The organism is Streptomyces mirabilis, from assembly GCF_039503195.1.
GTDB classification, from domain to species: domain Bacteria; phylum Actinomycetota; class Actinomycetes; order Streptomycetales; family Streptomycetaceae; genus Streptomyces; species Streptomyces mirabilis_D.
Genome location: NZ_JBCJKP010000001.1, coordinates 9,952,506 through 9,969,234, shown reverse-complemented (window position 1 = coordinate 9,969,234; position 16,729 = coordinate 9,952,506). Strand labels below are relative to the sequence as shown.

The following is a 16,729-nucleotide window of genomic DNA, read 5'->3' as shown; positions in this document are numbered from 1 at the left end:
TGAGCTCGTCATGATGGGCGCATGACGTTGGCCTCGCGTGCCATGACGCAACTGGCGGGCTGGCCGGACCTCGCGGAGGCCCGACCGAGCTGCGGCACAGGGCGGGCGCTGAGTTCGGCGCAGGGCGAGATCGTGCACTTTCATTCGGATCACGATGTCGATCTGCATCTCACAGCGCGTGCCATTCACCGTTTCCAGGATCATCTCAGGGGCGCCACCGCGGTCCGGATGGTGCCCGAATCGCGGTGGGTGACCATACGCCTCGAAGTGGACGCCGACATCGGTCTGCTCCTCACTCTGGTGAGCCTCGCTCTTCAGTCCCACCAGACATGGCCGGTTCCGGGCGACTCGCCGTCGGCGGGCTGCAACGACCTGCGCAGCTTGGTGCTTCCGCGCGACAGCGTCGGCTGAGACGTCACCGACGCGCCGGAGCGGGCGGTGGGGCCGACCAGTTGACCGGCATCACGCCGGCACCGGCGCCGCCGGCCAGGGAGCCGAGCCCGGTACGCAGCAGGTAGGTTGCCGAAGTCGCACTCCTGGCCCACGTCGTCGACGGACCGTCACTGTGCGAGGTCGTGGCAGTGGGCGGCGGTACGCCGGGGAGATCCACCGTCTGCTCGGGGCGGCTGTGGAGCCGCCGGTCGACGCGTTCAACCGGCCTGGGCCCCGGGGTGGGGCTTCGGACCGCGAGTGCCGCCGTCGGGGTGGGCGAGGGGGAAGTTGTTCGCCGCGCGCGACGCGATGCCGCCGGCACGCAACTGGCCAGAACGCACCTCCCGTGCGCGTCCGGGGTACTAGTTCGTGGATTCCCACGTCACAGAGCGTCTGCGCCTCCGCTTCGGGGGCACACGGCGGTGCATCGGGTGCGAACGCCACCCAGCCGAAGACCGCCGCGAGGCGCCGACCCGTGGGAGTCCCGATGCCGACCGCCGTGCCGGAGAGAGCCGCGGGAGCGACTGGGGAAGGGCCGGAAGCGGTCCGGCCGGGCCGCTCGTCCGTCCTGCCCCGCGGTATCGGCAGGACCGCCGCGCGCATCGGCGTACCGACCGTCTGCCAGGCCGCCCTGATGGTGGGCTTCGGGCTCCTGATCACGGGCTCCGCCCGGAACGTGTGGCCGCTGACGGTCGAGGACAACGTCAACGAGGGATTCGAGCGGATCCGTACGGGCCCGCTCACCACCCTGTCGTACGTCGGCTCGGAGGCGGGCAACACCCTCACGGTGGTCGCCATCACCCTGCTGAGCTGCGTGGCCCTGCTGCTCGTACCCCGGCTGCCGATGTGGCGCCAGGCGGTCTTCCTCGCCGTCGCCGTCTCGCTCCAGTCACTGGTGTTCCTGGCCGTCACCGAGTCGGTGGACCGTACCCGCCCGGACGTGCACCGCCTCGACGCCTCTCCGCCCACGTCCAGTTACACCTCCGGCCACACCGGCGCGGCCACCGCGCTGTACGCCGGACTCGCGGTGCTCGTGCTGTCCCGGGTCCGCAGGCCGTGGCGGTGGCCGCTGGCCGGGCTGCTGTTCCTCGTGCCGCCGGCCGTCGGCGTCGCCCGCCTCTACCGGGGCATGCACCACCCCACGGACGTGATCGGTGGAATGGCCAACGGCGCCCTGTCCCTGCTGATCGTCGGCCGTGCCCTGTTCACCGACAGGTCCGTGGCCGCCGTCCCCTCGCCACGGACCGGGCACACCGACGCGACCGGCGAGGTCGAGGAGCGCGAGCCCGGCAGCACCGCCGTCGTCTTCAACCCCACGGTGACCGGCGAAGCGGCCCGCGAGAAACTGCGGCGGATCCTCGAACAACACGGCCACCGCGCACCGGCGTTCGTCGAGACCACGGCCGACGACCCCGGCACCGGCCAGGCGGCCGGAGCGGTCCGTGACGGAGCGACACTGGTCGTGGTCTGCGGCGGCGACGGAACCGTCAGGGCGGCCGCGGACGCCCTGGCCGGCAGCGGGGTACCGCTCGTCGTGGTGCCCTGCGGCACCGGCAACCTGCTGGCCCGCAACCTCGGTCTGCCGCTCACCCCCGCCACCGCGCTCGACGCCGCGCTGTCCGGTACCCCCCACCGCCTCGATCTCGGCCGCATCGAAGGCGACGGCCTCGCCCCCACCCACTTCGCCGCGATGTCCGGGGCCGGACTCGACGCCGCGATGCTGGAACACACCGACGACCGCGCCAAGTCCGCCGTCGGCTGGCCCGCCTACCTACTCGCCATCATCGGCTCGCTGAGCACGCCCCGGATGCGGCTGACGATCCGGCTCGACGACGCGCCCGCCCTGCACCGCACGGCCCGTATGGTGCTCGTCGCCAACGTCGGCACCGTACAAGGCGGTCTCACACTTCTCCCGGCGGCCCGGCCCGACGACGGACTGCTCGATCTGCTGATCCTCGACCCTCGAGGCCCCGGTGGCTGGATGCGTGCCCTGGGCGTCCTGATGCGCGGCCGCAGGCGGAACTCGCGGCCCACGACCATGGACACGCTCGTCCCCGAGGGCACCGGCACGCAGGGCGTGCCGGTGGAGTTCCGCACCTTCCGGCGGGCCGAACTCACCTTCGCCGCACCGCAGTCGCGTGAACTCGACGGCGACCCGGTGTCCCACGGCCGACGTCTCACCGCCGAGGTCAGGCCCGGCGCGCTGACCGTCCTGCTGCCCAACCGGGAAAAGTGAATGGGCACCGTCACCAAAGTTCCCGAGACCCGCGACATGACCGGCGACGAACTCTCGGCCGACGAGGCACTGGCGTCGCTGCGCCGCTACGGCCGCTGGCCCCTGCTGCGCGACTCCTTCGTCCGGTTCCGCTACGCCGACGGCTTCAGCCACTCCCGCGCGCTCGCCCTGCAGACGGTACTGGCGGTGATCCCGCTGGCCATCGCCTTCGTCGGGCTCTCCACCGCGCTGCACACGGAGAACATCGGCAGGCTCGCCGAACTGACCATCCACCGGATCGCGCAGGGGCCCAGCGCCGACGTCGTCGACGACGCACTGAACCGCAGCCGCCACAGCGCGGGCGACGGTGACCGGATCGCCCTCTGGTTCGGCCTGGCCTTCTCACTGGTCAACGTCACCACCGCGATGTGCCAGATCGAACGCGGCGCCAACCGGATCTACGGGAACGAACGGGACCGCCCCTTCCACCAGAAGTACCTGCGCGGGCTCGTGATGTCCCTCAGCGCCGGGATCCCGCTCGGCCTCGGGTTCATCGTGATGGTGGCCGGCGGCGACCTGGCCGCCGCGGCGGTGACGGTCTACCACCTCGACGGCGACGCCAGGACCGTCTGCGAGATCCTGCGCTGGCCCTTCGGCCTGCTGCTCGCCCTCCCCTCGGCCAGCGCGATCTTCCGCCGGTCCCCCCGGCGCCGACAGCCCGGCTACACCTGGCTGGCCTTCGGCGCCGCCGTGTATCTCGTGCTGTGGACGGCCCTGACCTGGCTGCTGAGCCTGTACCTCGGCATCAGCGGGTCCTTCGACACGATCTACGGCCCGCTCAGCGCCTTCATGTCGCTGCTGCTCTGGGCCTACCTGACCTCCATCGCCCTCTTTCTGGGGCTCTCCTTCGCCGCGCAGTTGGAGGCCGCGCGGGCGCTGCGGCCCGGTCCGATCACAGCCGACCCGGGAGTCTGAATGGTGGTCCGCGCCACGTCCCAGCGCCTCAACTCCCGCCCCACCCCGCCGGCGCCTCCCCCGGCGACGCCTACGTGCTGACCGTGACCACCGACCAGCACGGACTACGACAACCGCCACGTCGACGTCACCGGCACCGTCACCAAGGCCGACGGGGCCCCGGCGCACGCGGGAACTTCACCGTCCCCGACGTCGACATCGACCACGTGAGCGGCAGCATCCTGCTCAACGTCCAGCACCGGGTACAGATCACCCTCCCCAAGGGGGTCGAGCCCGGGGGCACGGAGGTCTTCCTCCAGACCTGCGCGGAGAACGAGTACCACGCGAAGACGACCACCGAGGACGGCTGCTTCTTCGTGCTGTCCGTGCGCGTCTCGCACGACGACGACACGTTCGAACCGCGCACGGCTCCGACGGACCTCTACGTGGCGGGCGCGGACCAGCCGCTCCCGATCACCAACACCTCGCTCCCCCGCACGTAGCCCCCCATAGGAAGCGAACGCAAGGACGGTCCGGTGCGGATGCTGGTCGGCCTCACGCTCGGTCCCGAACACCGAACCTTTCAGGAGTCCGTGGGCATGCGCAGCAGGTCGGCCAGCTCGGCCTCGTAGAACCGCTCGGGGTCGAACCCCATCCCGGTGAAGTGGCCGGCGAGTTCCAGGGACAGGACGCCGTGCAGGCGGGTCCAGAAAGCCAGGGCCCGGTGGAGCGTGGCGGGCGGGGCGGAGTGGCCGCCCGCCCAGTCCCGGTGGTCGGCGAGGTGGGCGTCAAACGGGGTCGCCGGGCCGTCCGCGGACAGTTCGGCGCACGCGTCGAGCAGGGCCGCCATGATCTCGGAGGCGATCGCGGTGATGTCGTCGGGCGCGTGGTAGCCGGGGACAGGGGTGCCGTAGACGAGGAAGTACCGCTGGGGGTCGGCCAGGGCCCAGCCACGCAGCGCGTGCGCGAGGCCGGTCGGGTCGGCACCCGCGGCGCGGGCCGCACGGACGGTGTCGGCGAGGCTGCGGTACGCATCCCTGACCAACTCGGTGATCAGCTCGTCACGGCTGGCGAAGTACCGGTACAGTGCGGGCCCGCTCATACCCATGTGCTTGGCGATCGCGTTGAGGGAGAGCGCGGACGCCCCCGCCGTGGCGATCTGCTCCCACGCACGCTCCTTGATCTCCGCACGCACCTGGGTGCGGTACCGCTCGCGTGGCGTCGTCACCTCTGCTCCGTCCATGACCTGCCCTCCCTCACCGTCTAGTTAGAGGCTATCACGATGGTTATTGATACTCTCTCCGAAGGTGAGTTACAACTTCTAACGAACCCGAGAGCAAGTAACGAACGGCGGGAAATCCATGAGTCGCCAAGCCGCCCTACGCCTTGGCGATGAACACGGTGACGGACCTCGCGACCGCAACCCTGACGAGACATCAGGGGCCATGAGGCCTGGCGGGGCACTGCGCCGGCTCCGCTGTACATCCGGCGGTCTCACGCCACTTCCACCGTAAGAACGCAAAGACCGCCACGGAACCCGCAACAGCAACGTCGCCGTATGTGAAGGACGCGACGAGAGCCTGACCAGCCAACACCGGTACGCACAGTGCGTACCGGTCTTTTCCGGAACACCCCATTGCAGGGCTGTTCAGCTGCTACTGAGAGTCCTGGTGGGCCGCGGTGGCCAACCAGGACACTCAGTCGGCAAGCGCCCGCCCGGTCTCACGGTGACTGCCGGTAGGGGCTCCGGCCGCTTCAGTGCCGGACGGTGACGACGACCTTGCCGACCTGGCCGTTGGCCTCCATGTGACGGTGGGCGTCAGCGATGGCGGCCGTACACGATCAACGTGCCGACGCGGGGCACGAGTTGGGCGAGTCGAGTCAGGCCGGGCCGCCGATCGAGTCGAACACGATGCGGGCGCCCTCTCCGCCGGTGATGTCCTTGACGCGGCCGGCCAGGTCATCATGGTCGGTCGCGATGACATGGGCGGCGCCTGTCCGTATCCGGCCCGACCGCCTCGACCACGCCCGCCGCCTCACTGCCCAGCCGGGAGGCGGGCAGGGTCGGCTGGTAGTAGTAGCCGCCCGCTCGGAAAAGCGTGTCGGCCCGGTTCAGGCCAATCGCGTCGATACGCACCTGCACCTGCCCCTGACCGGGCGCCGGGAGCGACATCTCTGCGAGGCGCAGGACCCCGGGTCCCCCCGTCTCGTCGAACAGCACCACGTTCGCCATGCAGTCCCCCGGATGAGGGCTCTACGCCGCATGGCTGAGCGTCCAGCCCGACGGTCTCGGGCGCTGCCACTCCCGGACCCGACCAGCGGCATGACCGCATGCTGCTGACGCTCGCCGGTGCCGCCCCCGACCGCGCGCAGCATGACGGGGACATCGAAGTGGAGGGGCCGCTCTACTCGACCTTGACCCAGTTGAGCGTGCGTTCCACGGCCTGCTTCCAGCCCGCGTAGCCCTCCGCTCGTTGGTCCTCGGACCACTGCGGCTCCCAGCGTTTCGACTCCTGCCAGTGGGTGCGCAGTTCGTCGGTGTCCCGCCAGAAGCCGGTGGCCAGCCCTGCCGCGTAGGCGGCGCCGAGCGCGGTGGTCTCGGCGACGACCGGGCGGCTGACCGGTACGCCGAGGACGTCGGCCTGGATCTGCATGCACAGGTCGTTGGCGGTGACACCGCCGTCGACCTTGAGCACGTCGAGGTGGACTCCGGAGTCCTGCTCCATGGCCTCGACCACGTCGCGGCTCTGGTAGCAGATGGCTTCCAGCGTCGCCCGGGCCAGGTGGCCGTTGTCGTTGTACCGGGCAAGGCCGACGATCGCGCCCCGGGCGTCGGAGCGCCAGTACGGGGCGAACAGGCCCGAGAACGCCGGGACGAAGTACATGCCGCCGTTGTCCTCGACGGTGCGGGCCAGGGTCTCGCTCTCGGGCGCGCTACTGATGATCTTCATCTGGTCGCGCAGCCACTGCACCGCGGACCCGGTGACCGCGATGGACCCCTCCAGGGCGTAGACCGCCGGGCTGTCGCCGAACTGGTACGCCACGGTGGTGAGAAGGCCGTGCTGCGAGCGGACCAGTTCCGTGCCGGTGTTGAGCACCAGGAAGTTGCCGGTGCCGTAGGTGTTCTTGGCCTCGCCGGGCGCGTAGCAGACTTGTCCGACGGTGGCCGCCTGTTGGTCGCCGAGCACCCCGCTGATGGGGATGGCGGCGCGCAGTGGCCGGGATGTGCGCGTCACGCCGAACGCCTCGCGATGGGACGAGGGGTTGATGGTGGGCAGCATCTCCCGGGGGACGTGGAAGAAGCCCAGCAGTTCGTCGTCCCAGTCGAGGGTCTCCAGGTCCATCAGCATGGTGCGGCTGGCGTTGGTCACGTCGGTCGCGTGGATGCCGCCGTCGGGGCCGCCGGTCAGGTTCCACAGGACCCAGCAGTCCGTGTTGCCGAAGAGAGCGTGCCCCTGCTCGGCCGCCTCGCGGACGCCGTCGACGTTCTCCAGGATCCACTGGATCTTGCCGCCGGAGAAGTAGGTCGCCGGCGGCAGGCCCGCCTTGTGGCGGATGACGTCTCCCTGGCGCGAGCGTTCCAGGGCCGCGGCGATGGAGTCGGTGCGGGTGTCCTGCCAGACGATGGCGTTGTAGTAGGGGCGGCCGTTGCGCGGGTCCCAGACGACCGTGGTCTCCCGCTGGTTGGTGATGCCGATCGCGGCCAGATCGGTCGGGGACAGGTTCCCGTGCCGCAGGGCGTTCTGCATCACGGAGTTGGTGCGCTCCCAGATCTCCACCGGGTCGTGCTCGACCCACCCGGAGCGCGGAAGGATCTGGGCGTGCTCCAGCTGGTGCTTCGCCACCTCGTTGCCCGCATGATCGAAGATCATGAACCGGGTACTGGTGGTCCCTTGGTCCACCGCGCCGACGAAGTCAACCATGGGGGCCACCTTTTCGTAGGTGTCAGTCCTTGGGAGCGGGGATGCGGCCCGGGGGCTCCGGCTCCGCCGTCGGCAGGAACCGGCCGACGAAGAACTTGTACAGGGCCGCGCCGACCAGACCGCCGACCAGGGGACCGAGGATCGGCACCCAGAAGTAGAAGTTCCCGTACTGATCTCGCCATGCGCCGCCGTACCCCGTGAGGAAACTGGCCAGACGGGGGCCGAAGTCACGTGCCGGGTTGATCGCGTAGCCCGCGTTGGTGCCCCAGGCCATGCCGATGCCCACGACGACCAGGCCGATGATGAACGGGCCCAGGTTGGCGCCGGGGGGTGTGTTGAGCAGGTCCGTGATGGCCAGGATCAACAGCAGCAGGATGGCGGTGCCCATGACCTGGTCGCGAAACGCGCCCCACTCGTAGACCGGCAGGTTCGTGTTGCCGTTGGCGGGGAGCGTGGAGAACACGAACTGCGTCTTGAGGGTGTGCCCGGGGTCGGCCTTCGCCAGTGCCTCGGTGTAGTTCCACCGCACGAGGAGGGCCGCCACGAAGGCGCCGGCCGTCTGCGCCAGCGCGTAGGGCGCCACCTTGCTCCACGGGAAACCCTTGAACGCGGCCAGGGCGAGGGTCACGGCGGGGTTGAGATGCGCGCCGCTCAGCCGTGCCGCGACGTAGACACCCATGGTGACGCCGATGCCCCACGCCCAGGAGATGCTGTCGTGGTTGCCGAGGCCGCCCGGTGGAGTCGTGAGCGCTCCGCCGGCCACCACCTGGGCCACCACGCCGCAACCGAAGAGGATGAGAATCATGGTGCCCGCGAATTCGGCCGACAGCTCGCCTATCAACCCCGACCTGCTAAACCGCTCACTCATGGAAGCCCGCTTCCCGCCGGCTCAGGACCGGCCGTCGACTGCCCGAGTCCGCATGGCATCAGGATAGGGCGATCAAGAAATAACCGCACAAACAGTGAAATGTCATGTGCTCAGACCTGGTCACACACGGGGACACCCCTTCAGGGCCGGCCGTCTCGGCACGCTCTCGTTCCCGAACATCACATACGGGCTGCACGACAAGGACGCTCACAGCCACGCGATGAGCCATAACTCTACGTAGTGATGATAACAGGACAAATCGATATCGCCAGTGGAATGCTTTCCCGCGGACCGACACTCTGTGACTGCGCCGGACGGTCCGCCGTCGGCACCGGCGCCGAGCCCTGCCGTCGACGCAACTGGCCTTCCCCGGCCGGGTCCCTGCCCTCGCCCTGCATGACGGCGCTGCCCGCGCCGGGCACCGTCGGACACCCCGGCCCGGTGGCGTCTCGGTGTCGCCCCTAGGAGGTTTCACGCCTGTCCACATCTCGGTACCTCCGGGGTGGTGATCGGCGAGGGCGGCACGTTGTTGTGCCCGTGCGCGTCCCCGGTCCCCGCCGGCAGCCACACGAACCCGCCCGCGTGCCGCCACCCGTCGCCGACCTCGAGGAACTCCCGGTACGACGGGGCACCCGTCGGCCGAGGCGCTCCTCCGTGGCTGCGATCCGCTCCTCCGACGCGGGCGGGAACCCCCAGCCACCGCGCTTGCCGGGCGGTTGGGTCATCCTCGTCCCGCGTCTCCCCGTCCGGCAGGGAATCTGCCTACTCCCCGCTCCACCCGAGCATGAAGGACCGCCAGTCGAGTGCCGTGGTGTCCGTCATGCGCCCGGCGGCACCTACCACTGACCGTGCTCCGTTGCTTGCTGCGGCCAACAGGACCCTCCCGTCGGCGACCGGCTCGGCAGGCTGTGCCAGTGTGCTTGCGCCTCACTCGATCGCTGGAGCAGTCGGCGAACCCCACGTCGGTGAAGGCGATCCCAAGGCCGTGGGCCCGTCCGCCTCCGTCCCGCAGGTGGCGTGCCCCAGTGCACGTGCGAGGCACCATCTGCTGCTCGCCCGTCCGGCGTCCCGGGCGGCGAACAGCTCTCGCGCGCCGGGCAGCGGCCGGTCAGAGTGTCTGCGGCAGAGCCCGCCCCGTCGCCTCGGCTTCCTTCGGCGTGGCGGGTCCCGTCCGCTCGGGGCCCTGGCCCCGCCCTCGGCTGAGCTGCGCCCCGACCGCCGAGGTCCCCAGGCTCAGCGCCGCGGCTGTGTACCAGACGACCCGGAAGTCGTGGTGCGAGGTGGCGTCGACATGGGAGCCGACGACCGCGACCAGGACGGCGACGCCTATCGTGGCGGAGATCTGGCGCACTGAGTTGACCAGCGCCGACCCGGTCGCCGCACGGTGTCCCGGTACCGCGTACACGCCGGCGGCCACCAGTGTGCCCAGTGCCAGGCCCACTCCCGCACCGGTCAGCAGCTGGCTGGGCAGCAGCTCACTCACGTAGTCCGGTGTGACCGACGCGAAGATCGCGAACCAGACCATGCCACCGGCGAACAGCACACCGCCCGCCGCGATCAGCGGTCCCTGCCCGAAGCGCTGCGCGGCGCGGGAGGTCAGCACGGTGACGACGGGCACGAGCGCGGGGCCGGGGGCCAGGGCGAGACCGGTGCGCAGCGCGCTCCAGTGCCAGACCTCCTGACACCACAGCACGTTCGACAGCAGCATGATCGAGAAGGCCACGCCGAACAGGAGGCTGCCCGCGTTCGCCGCACCGAAGCGCGGCAGCCGCAGCAGGTCCAGCTCGAACAGCGGACGGGGGTGCCGCAGGGACCGGAGCACGAACGCGGCGCCGCCGATCACGGCGACGGCCAGCAGCAGTGGGGTCTCGCCGCTCGTCCAGCCCTGGTCGGGTGCCTGCACCAGCGCCCCGGACAGCGACGCGATCGAGACGAGGACCAGCAGGGCGCCGAGGAGGTCGGGCAGCGGCCCGGTCTCCCGCGCGGCCGGCTTCGGCAGCGCGGATCGGCCGACGACGAGCGCCGCGATGCCGATGGGCAGGTTGACGGCGAAGACCCACCGCCAGTCCACCTCGGTCAGCAGGCCACCGGCGACGGGCCCGGCGGCCGCGGCGAGTCCGCCGACCCCGGCCCAGCCGCGGGTGGCTTGGGTGCGGCGCTCGGCCGGCACCGCCGCCAGAAGCAGGGCCAGGGAGGTCGGGATCTGGGCCGACGCCCCTACGGCCTGCACCACCCGGGCCACGATGAGGGTTCCCAGGTTCGGGGCCAGGGCACAGCCAAGCGACGCGAGCGTGAAGACGGCGATCCCGGCGAGGAACACCGGCCGTTGCCCTACGCGGTCCCCGGCGCGCCCGGCCACCACCAGCAGCGCGGCGAAGGTGATCGCGTAGGCGTTGAGGACCCAGGACAGCGATCCGAGGCCCGCCGCGCCGCCGCCTGCGGAGAAGTCCTCTCCCACGGCGGGCAGCGCGACGTTGACGATCAGCAGATCCAGGTTGGTCATGAAGACGGCCACCAGGACGACTGTGGCGGCCGCCCGAGGGTGCTTTGACAATCGAAGCAGCATGGACATGGCGCAACCCAAGCACAGGGTGATTTGGAAATCAAACCCTGCCGGGTGATACTGGGACAATGACCACACGCATCGACCCCCGGGACATGGCGGGGCGCCCGTGCTCCCTCGCCGCGGCCCTCCAGATCATCGGTGACCGCTGGGCCCTGCCGGCGATCCGCGAGGTCATGCTCGGCAACCACCGCTTCCGGCAGATCGCCAGGAACACCGGCGCTCCCACGGACCGGCTCGCCGCGCGCCTGAAGGCCCTGGTGGAGAGCGGCGTCCTCGAACGGCGCCCGCTGCCGGACGACGCCCGCTACAGCGGCTACTACCTGACGGAGGCCGGACGCGATCTGGGGGCCATCACCCGCGAGCTGATCGGCTGGGGCGACCGCTGGGTCGTCACCGCACCGCCCGGCCGGATCCGGCACCGGGATCACGAACTCGTCACCCACACGGTGTGCGAGACCTGCGGCGAGCGGGTCCACGGGGAAGATGTCCACCGGGACGACCTCGTACCCGGCTGGGACCGGTCGGGTCCGGTGACGACCCCGTAGACCGAACGGCCCCACCTCGGCGAAACGAAGGTCCGGCATGATCAACGGCGCCCACGTCATCCTCCACGGCCAGGACACGGAGGCCGACCGGGGCTGGTGGAATCATCCGCCGGGACGAGCGCGTTCCCCCGCGGAAACCCGGCCGGAGGCGGCCCGGATGGTGAGAAAGGTGGCGACATGCTGGAGACGGTGGGCCTGACGGCCGACGAGAGCGAGGTGTACCGCCTTCTGGTCGCCACCGGGACGGCGTCCGCTCAGGACATCGCCGGCCGCTCGGCCCTCGACGACGTGACCGCGCGGCTGCTGCTGCGCGCGCTGGAGCACAAGGGCCTGGCGTCGGCGGTCGAGGACAGTCCCGAATGGTTCACGGCCGTGCCGCCGCAGGTGGCCCTTATGCCCCGGCTCCAACGCCACTTCGACGCCCTGGAACAGACCCGGGCCGCCGTCTACGAACTTGCGGAGACACACCGCCGCAGCGCATGGGCCCGGAGCACGGACGAGGCCGTCGAGATCATCACCGGCGCTGCGGCACTGCGCCAGCATCTGCGCCAGCTCCAGCACGGCGCCGGCCGCGAGATGATGTGGTTCGTGAAGGCCCAGTACGTGGCCATGTCCCCGGAGAGCAATCAGGAGGAGTTCGACGCGCTGGACCGGGGCGTGCTCTACAGAGCCCTGTACGAACAGGCGTACTTCGACGACCCCGACTCGGTGGACTATGTCGTCAAGGGCGTGTGCGCCGGAGAGGTCGCCCGGGCGGTGCCTCTGCTGCCGCTGCGGATGGCGATCGCCGACCGCTCGGTGGCCATCCTGCCGCTGGCCGCCTCGGGCACGTCCCGCAACCCCCGGGAACTGCGGGCCGCGGTGGTGCGGGAGAGCAGCCTGCTGGACGCGCTCATCGCCCTGTTCGAACACCACTGGGAGATCGGTGCCCCGCTCCGGGTGACCGAGGAGGGCCAGATCGGTGGCGCCGGCACCACGGATGCCGCCTCGCCGGTCGGGGAGGACCGGCACCTGCTCTCCCTGATGGTCGCCGGCATGACGGACGAGGCGATAGCCGGACAGCTGCGGGTCAGCAAGCGCACCGTCCAGCGGCGCATCCAGGGCCTGATGAGTCTGGCGGGCGTCGCGACCCGTATGCAGCTGGGCTGGCACGCGGCGCGCCGCGACTGGCTCTGAGCAGGGCGGACGCCGCACCGCACACGAACAGGGCCCGCCGGACGTGTCCGGCGGGCCCTGTCCCCGTTCGTCCGGCCGCTGCGGCCGGGCTGCCGCTACTCGCGGAAGCAGCGCCTCGAGGGCGTGACGACTCCGTGAAGGCGGCTACTTGAGCAGGTAGCCCTTGATGACGGTCTCCTTGAAGGAGTTGCCCGCCGCGTCCTCGACGTTCACGCGCAGGCTGACCGAGCCGCCCGCGGCGCGGCGCGGGTGCTCCACGGTCACGGTGCGCTCCATGCCGGAGCCCTTGACCCGCACCGACTGCCAGGACTTCCCCTCGTCGAAGGAGACCTCGGTGGTGAAGACGCGGATGGGCGACGCCGGGGCGCCGGCCGTCCGCTGGATCAGGACCGGGATGTCGAGCTTGCGGCCGGCCTCGGCCCGGTTCCACTCGTCCAGCTTCGGCGACATACGGACCGCGTACAGCGGCAGCGCCTGCCGGGTCGCCGTGGTCTGCGACCGGAACCGCCATTCCGCCCGCACACTCGTGGAGACGGAGCTGGGGGCCATGTCACGGTTGTGCTCGACCGTCAGACGGTAGTCGGCGGGGGTGGCGTCGGCCGGGACGTCGCTCATGCTCCAGTCCTGGGACACCAGCTCGCCGTTGCGCCACAGCTTCACCTCGGGCAGGCCGGACGTGGTGTCGGCCACCAGGTCGAGGTTGCCGTTCGCGGCCGACTGGAAGGGCCGGTACATCGTGTCGCCCTCTCGGAAGGCGGCCATCTGGGACGACAGGCCCACGGCCTGGATCCCGCCGTTCCAGCGCTCCTCGACCTGGGAGCCGGCCTTGTAGCCGTGCAGGTCGCTGAGGTAGCTCTGCCCGTGCGCGTTCGGGTCGAGGAAGCTGTTCTGGTCGAAGGCGGTCTGCCAGCGCACGCCGTCGGCCGCCGAGAAATAGTCGACGCGCCGGGCCGGGACCGGAATCCCCTCCATCGCCCGTCCACTGAAGCGGACGTTGCCGACGTACGTCCACACGATGCGCGTGGCCGTGGTTCCCGGCGTGGTGGCGGCGAACGTGGTGTTCACCCTGGCCAGCTCCGACTTGCGGGGGTTGTAGGCGGGGTCCGCCGGGATGGCGCCGTGCACCGGTCGCGTGAGGTAGTAGACCGAGGCGGGGTTTCCGTCCGCGCCCGCCGGGTCGCCCCAGACGCTGGTGACCAGGTAGGTGAACTTCGAGTCCTTGAACTGGGCCGTCGGCACCGCGTACACGCCGTCGATGTGGTCCGTGCCGATCGCGTTGTACATGGTGACCGAGAGAAGCTGGTCGGCCATGCTGATCGTGCCGATCTCGGCCGACATGATGCGTGCGGAGCGGCTCGGTGCCGACACCGTGACGGGCTTCGCCTCCCTGGCGTCGATGGTCACCTGCCGGTCGGCGCTCATCACGACCTTCGGCACACCGACGATGGTGCCCTCGGTGAAGGAGGCGTCGAAGTAGAAGCCGCTCACCGAGTAGGTGTCCTTCGGCAACCGCACCACCGTGCTGCTCTTGCCGAGCGCCTCGACCTCGTACGCCTTGCCGTCGGCCGAGTTGACCAACAGGTAGGCGTTGTCGGGGGCGGCGCCCGTACGGCTCTTCATGCCGATGCGCAGGTCGTAGGACGGCTGCTCGACGTCCATGCCGAACGGGACGCGCACCGACACCTGGTTGTCCGCGGTGCTCGCGGTCACCACACCGCTGTAGGCGGCGTACGTCGTGGTGGCTTCCGGGGTCGCGGTGAGGGTGACGGCCGCCGTTCCGTGCGCGGGCACGGTGACCGTGTCGGCGCTGAGCCGGAACAGGCCGGCGGGAGCGGGCACGTCCTTCTTACCGCTGCTCGGGTTGTCCTTCAGCTGAAGGGTGACCGGCGCGGCGCCCGGGTTGCGGTAGGTGATGGTCTTGGTCACCGGGGGACGCTTGCCGTCCGTCCAGCGGATCAGCCCGAAGTCCAGTGCGGTGGTGTCGGCGGTGACGTCCTGGTCGACCGCCCGGGCGACGTCGACGCGTCCGGCGCCCTGGAAGTACGCGCCGTGCTCCTTGGCGCCGGTCGCCGACTGCATCAGCTGGCGCTTGACCTGCTCCGCCGTCCAGTCGGGGTGCTGCTGGAACAGGAGGGCGGCGGCTCCGGTCACATGGGGCGTGGCCATGGACGTGCCGCTCATCGCGACATAGCCGTCGTCGGCGGTGGTGCCGCCCGCCCTCGCGGCGACGACGTTGACGCCCGGGGCGATGATGTCCGGCTTGAGGCCGGAGTCGCCCACCCGCGGGCCGACCGAGCTGAAGACGGCGAGGTCGTCGTCCTCCTCGGCCGCGCCGACGGCCAGCGCCCGGTCGTCGGAGGCGGGCGAGGAGACCTTGCCGGGACCACTGTTGCCGGCCGCGGCCACGACCAGCGTGCCGTAGTCACGGGTCACGGTCTCGACCATGGCCTCAAGGGCGTCGGTCTCCGGGGTGTCCGTGTCGCCCAGGCTGAGGTTGATCACCTTGGCGCCGTGCTGGGCGGCCCAGGCCAGGCCCTCGACGATGTCGGAGTTGTCGCAGTTGCCGTCCGCGGTGCACACCTTGCCGGAGAGGATCTGCACACCGGGTGCCACACCCTTGTACTTGCCGTCGGAGGCCGCGCCGGAACCGGCCACCGTGGAGGTCACGTGGGTGCCGTGGCCGTTCAGGTCGTCGGTGTTCGGCTCGGTGGTGAAGTTCGCGGACTCGGTGACGAGGCCCTTGAGGTCCGGGTGGTTGGGGTCGTAACCGGTGTCGAGCACGGCGACCTTGACGCCGGTGCCGGTGTAGCCCTTCTCCCAGGCGTGCGGGGCGCCGATGCGCGGCACCGTGCTGTCGAGCTGGATCCTGGAGTGCCCGTCCAGCCAGACCCGGCGGACACCCGCTCCGAAGGACGTGGCGTCCGCCCGGCCGGGGGCGATGCCCTTCCAGAAACCGGCGGCGTCCGCGCGGTGTTCGCCGAGGGTCGCGAAGGAGGTCCCGCCGATGGGGCGGACGGTGTCGGCACCGGCGGCGGTCAGCTGGCGCCGGGCCGTGCCCGCGTCCCCGGCGTACTCGACGATCAGCGGCAGGCTCGACCGCTGCGCGTACTTGCCCCGGATCAGGGCGGAGACGTTGAACAGCGCCTTGTCGAGGCGGCCCGTCGCGAGCAGCGGGAGCGTGTCGGCGGGTATGACCGTCCAGTCGCGACCGGCCTGGCGCTTGATGAACGCGACTCGTTCGCGGCCCTCGGCGGGCTCGACCGAGACACTCTGCTTGCCCGAAGTGTCCGTCTCCAGCGTGACGCGGTCGCCGGTGATCAGGGTGAGCTGATGCCGGGAGATGATCGGCGACCGGGCCGCGCCGGTCTGCGCGATGGCTTCCGTTCGCCCGCTGTGCGGGCCGAGGTCCTGAGCGGCGCCGGGGGCGGCGGTCAGACCGGCCACGAGCGCCACGAGGGCGGCGGCCGCCGCCGTATGCCGAGGCCGGGGAGGACGGATCCCGGGGCGCCACCTGTTGTTCATGTCTCTCATGGGAGGACAGCGTGGTGCCGTCAAGTGCCGAGGTCAGCAGTTTGGCCTGTCCACCAGGCGTCAAGTCACCTTTACGCCAACCCCTATACTTCACAAAGAGGGCAACAGTGACCAGGTTGGCGGCTCATGGACGAACCGAGCGAGCCGCTCCCCTGGTGGTGTCAAGCCGGCCGCCGGAGATCATGCCTGTCATGGGGCTGTTCCCTTGGGTGGGCCGGGACCGCGAACCGGCAGCGCATCTGAGAACGGGAGAGGGTGCCGCGCGTGGCGCGGCACCCTCTTGGTTCGTGCGGGTCAATGCTGCCCGCTTGCCTGATAGGAGTTGTTTCTCCTGCTTCTTGGTTGTCTTCAGGAAATCGTCTGCATTCCACAAGGTGATCACACCTCGCTTCCCCTCTGAGGTCTTCGGGCTGCTTGCCCGCCACAGCAGCTTTTCGGAGTCGCTGTCGTCCACCTCGACCATTCCCACCTCGTCCGTGGGGCAGGTGGGCATCTTGACCGAGAGGCGGGAGCCGTCGA

Annotated in this window: 12 protein-coding genes and 1 pseudogene; 6 read left to right on the top strand and 7 right to left on the bottom strand. The window is 70.5% G+C overall.

Going from position 1 to position 16,729, the window contains the following annotated elements; translation table 11 throughout:
- Nucleotides 1-21 precede the first annotated feature (21 nt).
- The 4 genes from AAFF41_RS45330 to AAFF41_RS45315 all read left to right on the top strand — a co-directional run bounded on the left by AAFF41_RS45330 (nucleotide 22) and on the right by AAFF41_RS45315 (nucleotide 4,104).
- Nucleotides 22-411: a luciferase domain-containing protein gene (locus tag AAFF41_RS45330; RefSeq protein WP_060898215.1), complete on the top strand. Its 390-nt coding sequence runs from the start codon at nucleotides 22-24 to the stop codon at nucleotides 409-411.
- Between the two features lie 508 nt (nucleotides 412-919).
- Nucleotides 920-2,668, top strand: coding sequence for a bifunctional phosphatase PAP2/diacylglycerol kinase family protein (locus AAFF41_RS45325; RefSeq protein ID WP_343325909.1), 1,749 nt, complete (start codon nucleotides 920-922; stop codon nucleotides 2,666-2,668).
- Complete coding sequence (locus AAFF41_RS45320; protein WP_343325908.1) at nucleotides 2,669-3,622, top strand: YihY/virulence factor BrkB family protein; 954 nt, start codon at nucleotides 2,669-2,671, stop codon at nucleotides 3,620-3,622.
- A gap of 206 nt (nucleotides 3,623-3,828) precedes the next feature.
- Complete coding sequence (locus AAFF41_RS45315) at nucleotides 3,829-4,104, top strand: hypothetical protein (RefSeq protein ID WP_343325907.1); 276 nt, start codon at nucleotides 3,829-3,831, stop codon at nucleotides 4,102-4,104.
- Nucleotides 4,105-4,184: 80 nt separating this feature from the next.
- Here the strand turns inward: AAFF41_RS45315 and AAFF41_RS45310 are convergent, their stop codons facing one another.
- The 6 genes and pseudogenes from AAFF41_RS45310 to AAFF41_RS45285 form a co-directional block, all read right to left on the bottom strand.
- Complete coding sequence (locus AAFF41_RS45310; protein WP_319752294.1) at nucleotides 4,185-4,844, bottom strand: TetR/AcrR family transcriptional regulator; 660 nt, start codon at nucleotides 4,842-4,844, stop codon at nucleotides 4,185-4,187.
- A 720-nt stretch (nucleotides 4,845-5,564) separates the two neighbouring features.
- Nucleotides 5,565-5,834, bottom strand: coding sequence for an alcohol dehydrogenase catalytic domain-containing protein (locus AAFF41_RS45305; protein ID WP_343325906.1), 270 nt, complete (start codon nucleotides 5,832-5,834; stop codon nucleotides 5,565-5,567).
- A 172-nt stretch (nucleotides 5,835-6,006) separates the two neighbouring features.
- Nucleotides 6,007-7,524: a glycerol kinase GlpK gene (gene glpK / locus AAFF41_RS45300; protein WP_343325905.1), complete on the bottom strand. Its 1,518-nt coding sequence runs from the start codon at nucleotides 7,522-7,524 to the stop codon at nucleotides 6,007-6,009.
- Between the two features lie 22 nt (nucleotides 7,525-7,546).
- Entirely contained in the window at nucleotides 7,547-8,392 is an 846-nt protein-coding gene (locus AAFF41_RS45295) for an MIP/aquaporin family protein (RefSeq protein ID WP_319752291.1), read from the bottom strand.
- A 525-nt stretch (nucleotides 8,393-8,917) separates the two neighbouring features.
- Nucleotides 8,918-9,214: pseudogene (locus tag AAFF41_RS45290) on the bottom strand (SMI1/KNR4 family protein); the annotation flags it as partial.
- 286 nt (nucleotides 9,215-9,500) lie between these two features.
- Nucleotides 9,501-10,946: an MFS transporter gene (locus AAFF41_RS45285; RefSeq protein WP_343325904.1), complete on the bottom strand. Its 1,446-nt coding sequence runs from the start codon at nucleotides 10,944-10,946 to the stop codon at nucleotides 9,501-9,503.
- Between the two features lie 77 nt (nucleotides 10,947-11,023).
- Between AAFF41_RS45285 and AAFF41_RS45280 the strand changes: the two genes are divergently transcribed.
- Both AAFF41_RS45280 and AAFF41_RS45275 read left to right on the top strand, forming a co-directional pair.
- Nucleotides 11,024-11,503 carry a winged helix-turn-helix transcriptional regulator gene (locus AAFF41_RS45280; RefSeq protein ID WP_319752289.1) on the top strand — a complete coding sequence of 160 codons (480 nt, stop codon included), beginning with the start codon at nucleotides 11,024-11,026 and terminating at the stop codon, nucleotides 11,501-11,503.
- 177 nt (nucleotides 11,504-11,680) lie between these two features.
- Nucleotides 11,681-12,679 (top strand): helix-turn-helix domain-containing protein, encoded by a 999-nt coding sequence (locus AAFF41_RS45275; RefSeq protein WP_319752288.1) that lies wholly within the window; start codon nucleotides 11,681-11,683, stop codon nucleotides 12,677-12,679.
- Nucleotides 12,680-12,823: 144 nt separating this feature from the next.
- On the opposite strand, the gene AAFF41_RS45270 is transcribed toward AAFF41_RS45275, so the two are convergent.
- The gene (locus tag AAFF41_RS45270; protein ID WP_319752287.1) at nucleotides 12,824-16,201 is read right to left on the bottom strand and encodes a S8 family peptidase; all 3,378 of its coding nucleotides are present in this window, start codon (nucleotides 16,199-16,201) and stop codon (nucleotides 12,824-12,826) included.
- Nucleotides 16,202-16,729: the final 528 nt, after the last annotated feature.

Bases quoted from the DNA above. Each gene is read 5' to 3' on its own strand.
- AAFF41_RS45330 (WP_060898215.1), top strand. From the start codon at position 22: ATGACGTTGGCCTCGCGTGCCATGACGCAACTGGCGGGCTGGCCGGAC.
- AAFF41_RS45325 (WP_343325909.1), top strand. From the start codon at position 920: ATGCCGACCGCCGTGCCGGAGAGAGCCGCGGGAGCGACTGGGGAAGGG.
- AAFF41_RS45320 (WP_343325908.1), top strand. From the start codon at position 2,669: ATGGGCACCGTCACCAAAGTTCCCGAGACCCGCGACATGACCGGCGAC.
- AAFF41_RS45310 (WP_319752294.1), bottom strand. From the start codon at position 4,844: ATGGACGGAGCAGAGGTGACGACGCCACGCGAGCGGTACCGCACCCAG.
- AAFF41_RS45305 (WP_343325906.1), bottom strand. From the start codon at position 5,834: ATGGCGAACGTGGTGCTGTTCGACGAGACGGGGGGACCCGGGGTCCTG.
- glpK (WP_343325905.1), bottom strand. From the start codon at position 7,524: ATGGTTGACTTCGTCGGCGCGGTGGACCAAGGGACCACCAGTACCCGG.
- AAFF41_RS45295 (WP_319752291.1), bottom strand. From the start codon at position 8,392: ATGAGTGAGCGGTTTAGCAGGTCGGGGTTGATAGGCGAGCTGTCGGCC.
- AAFF41_RS45280 (WP_319752289.1), top strand. From the start codon at position 11,024: ATGACCACACGCATCGACCCCCGGGACATGGCGGGGCGCCCGTGCTCC.
- AAFF41_RS45275 (WP_319752288.1), top strand. From the start codon at position 11,681: ATGCTGGAGACGGTGGGCCTGACGGCCGACGAGAGCGAGGTGTACCGC.
- AAFF41_RS45270 (WP_319752287.1), bottom strand. From the start codon at position 16,201: ATGAACAACAGGTGGCGCCCCGGGATCCGTCCTCCCCGGCCTCGGCAT.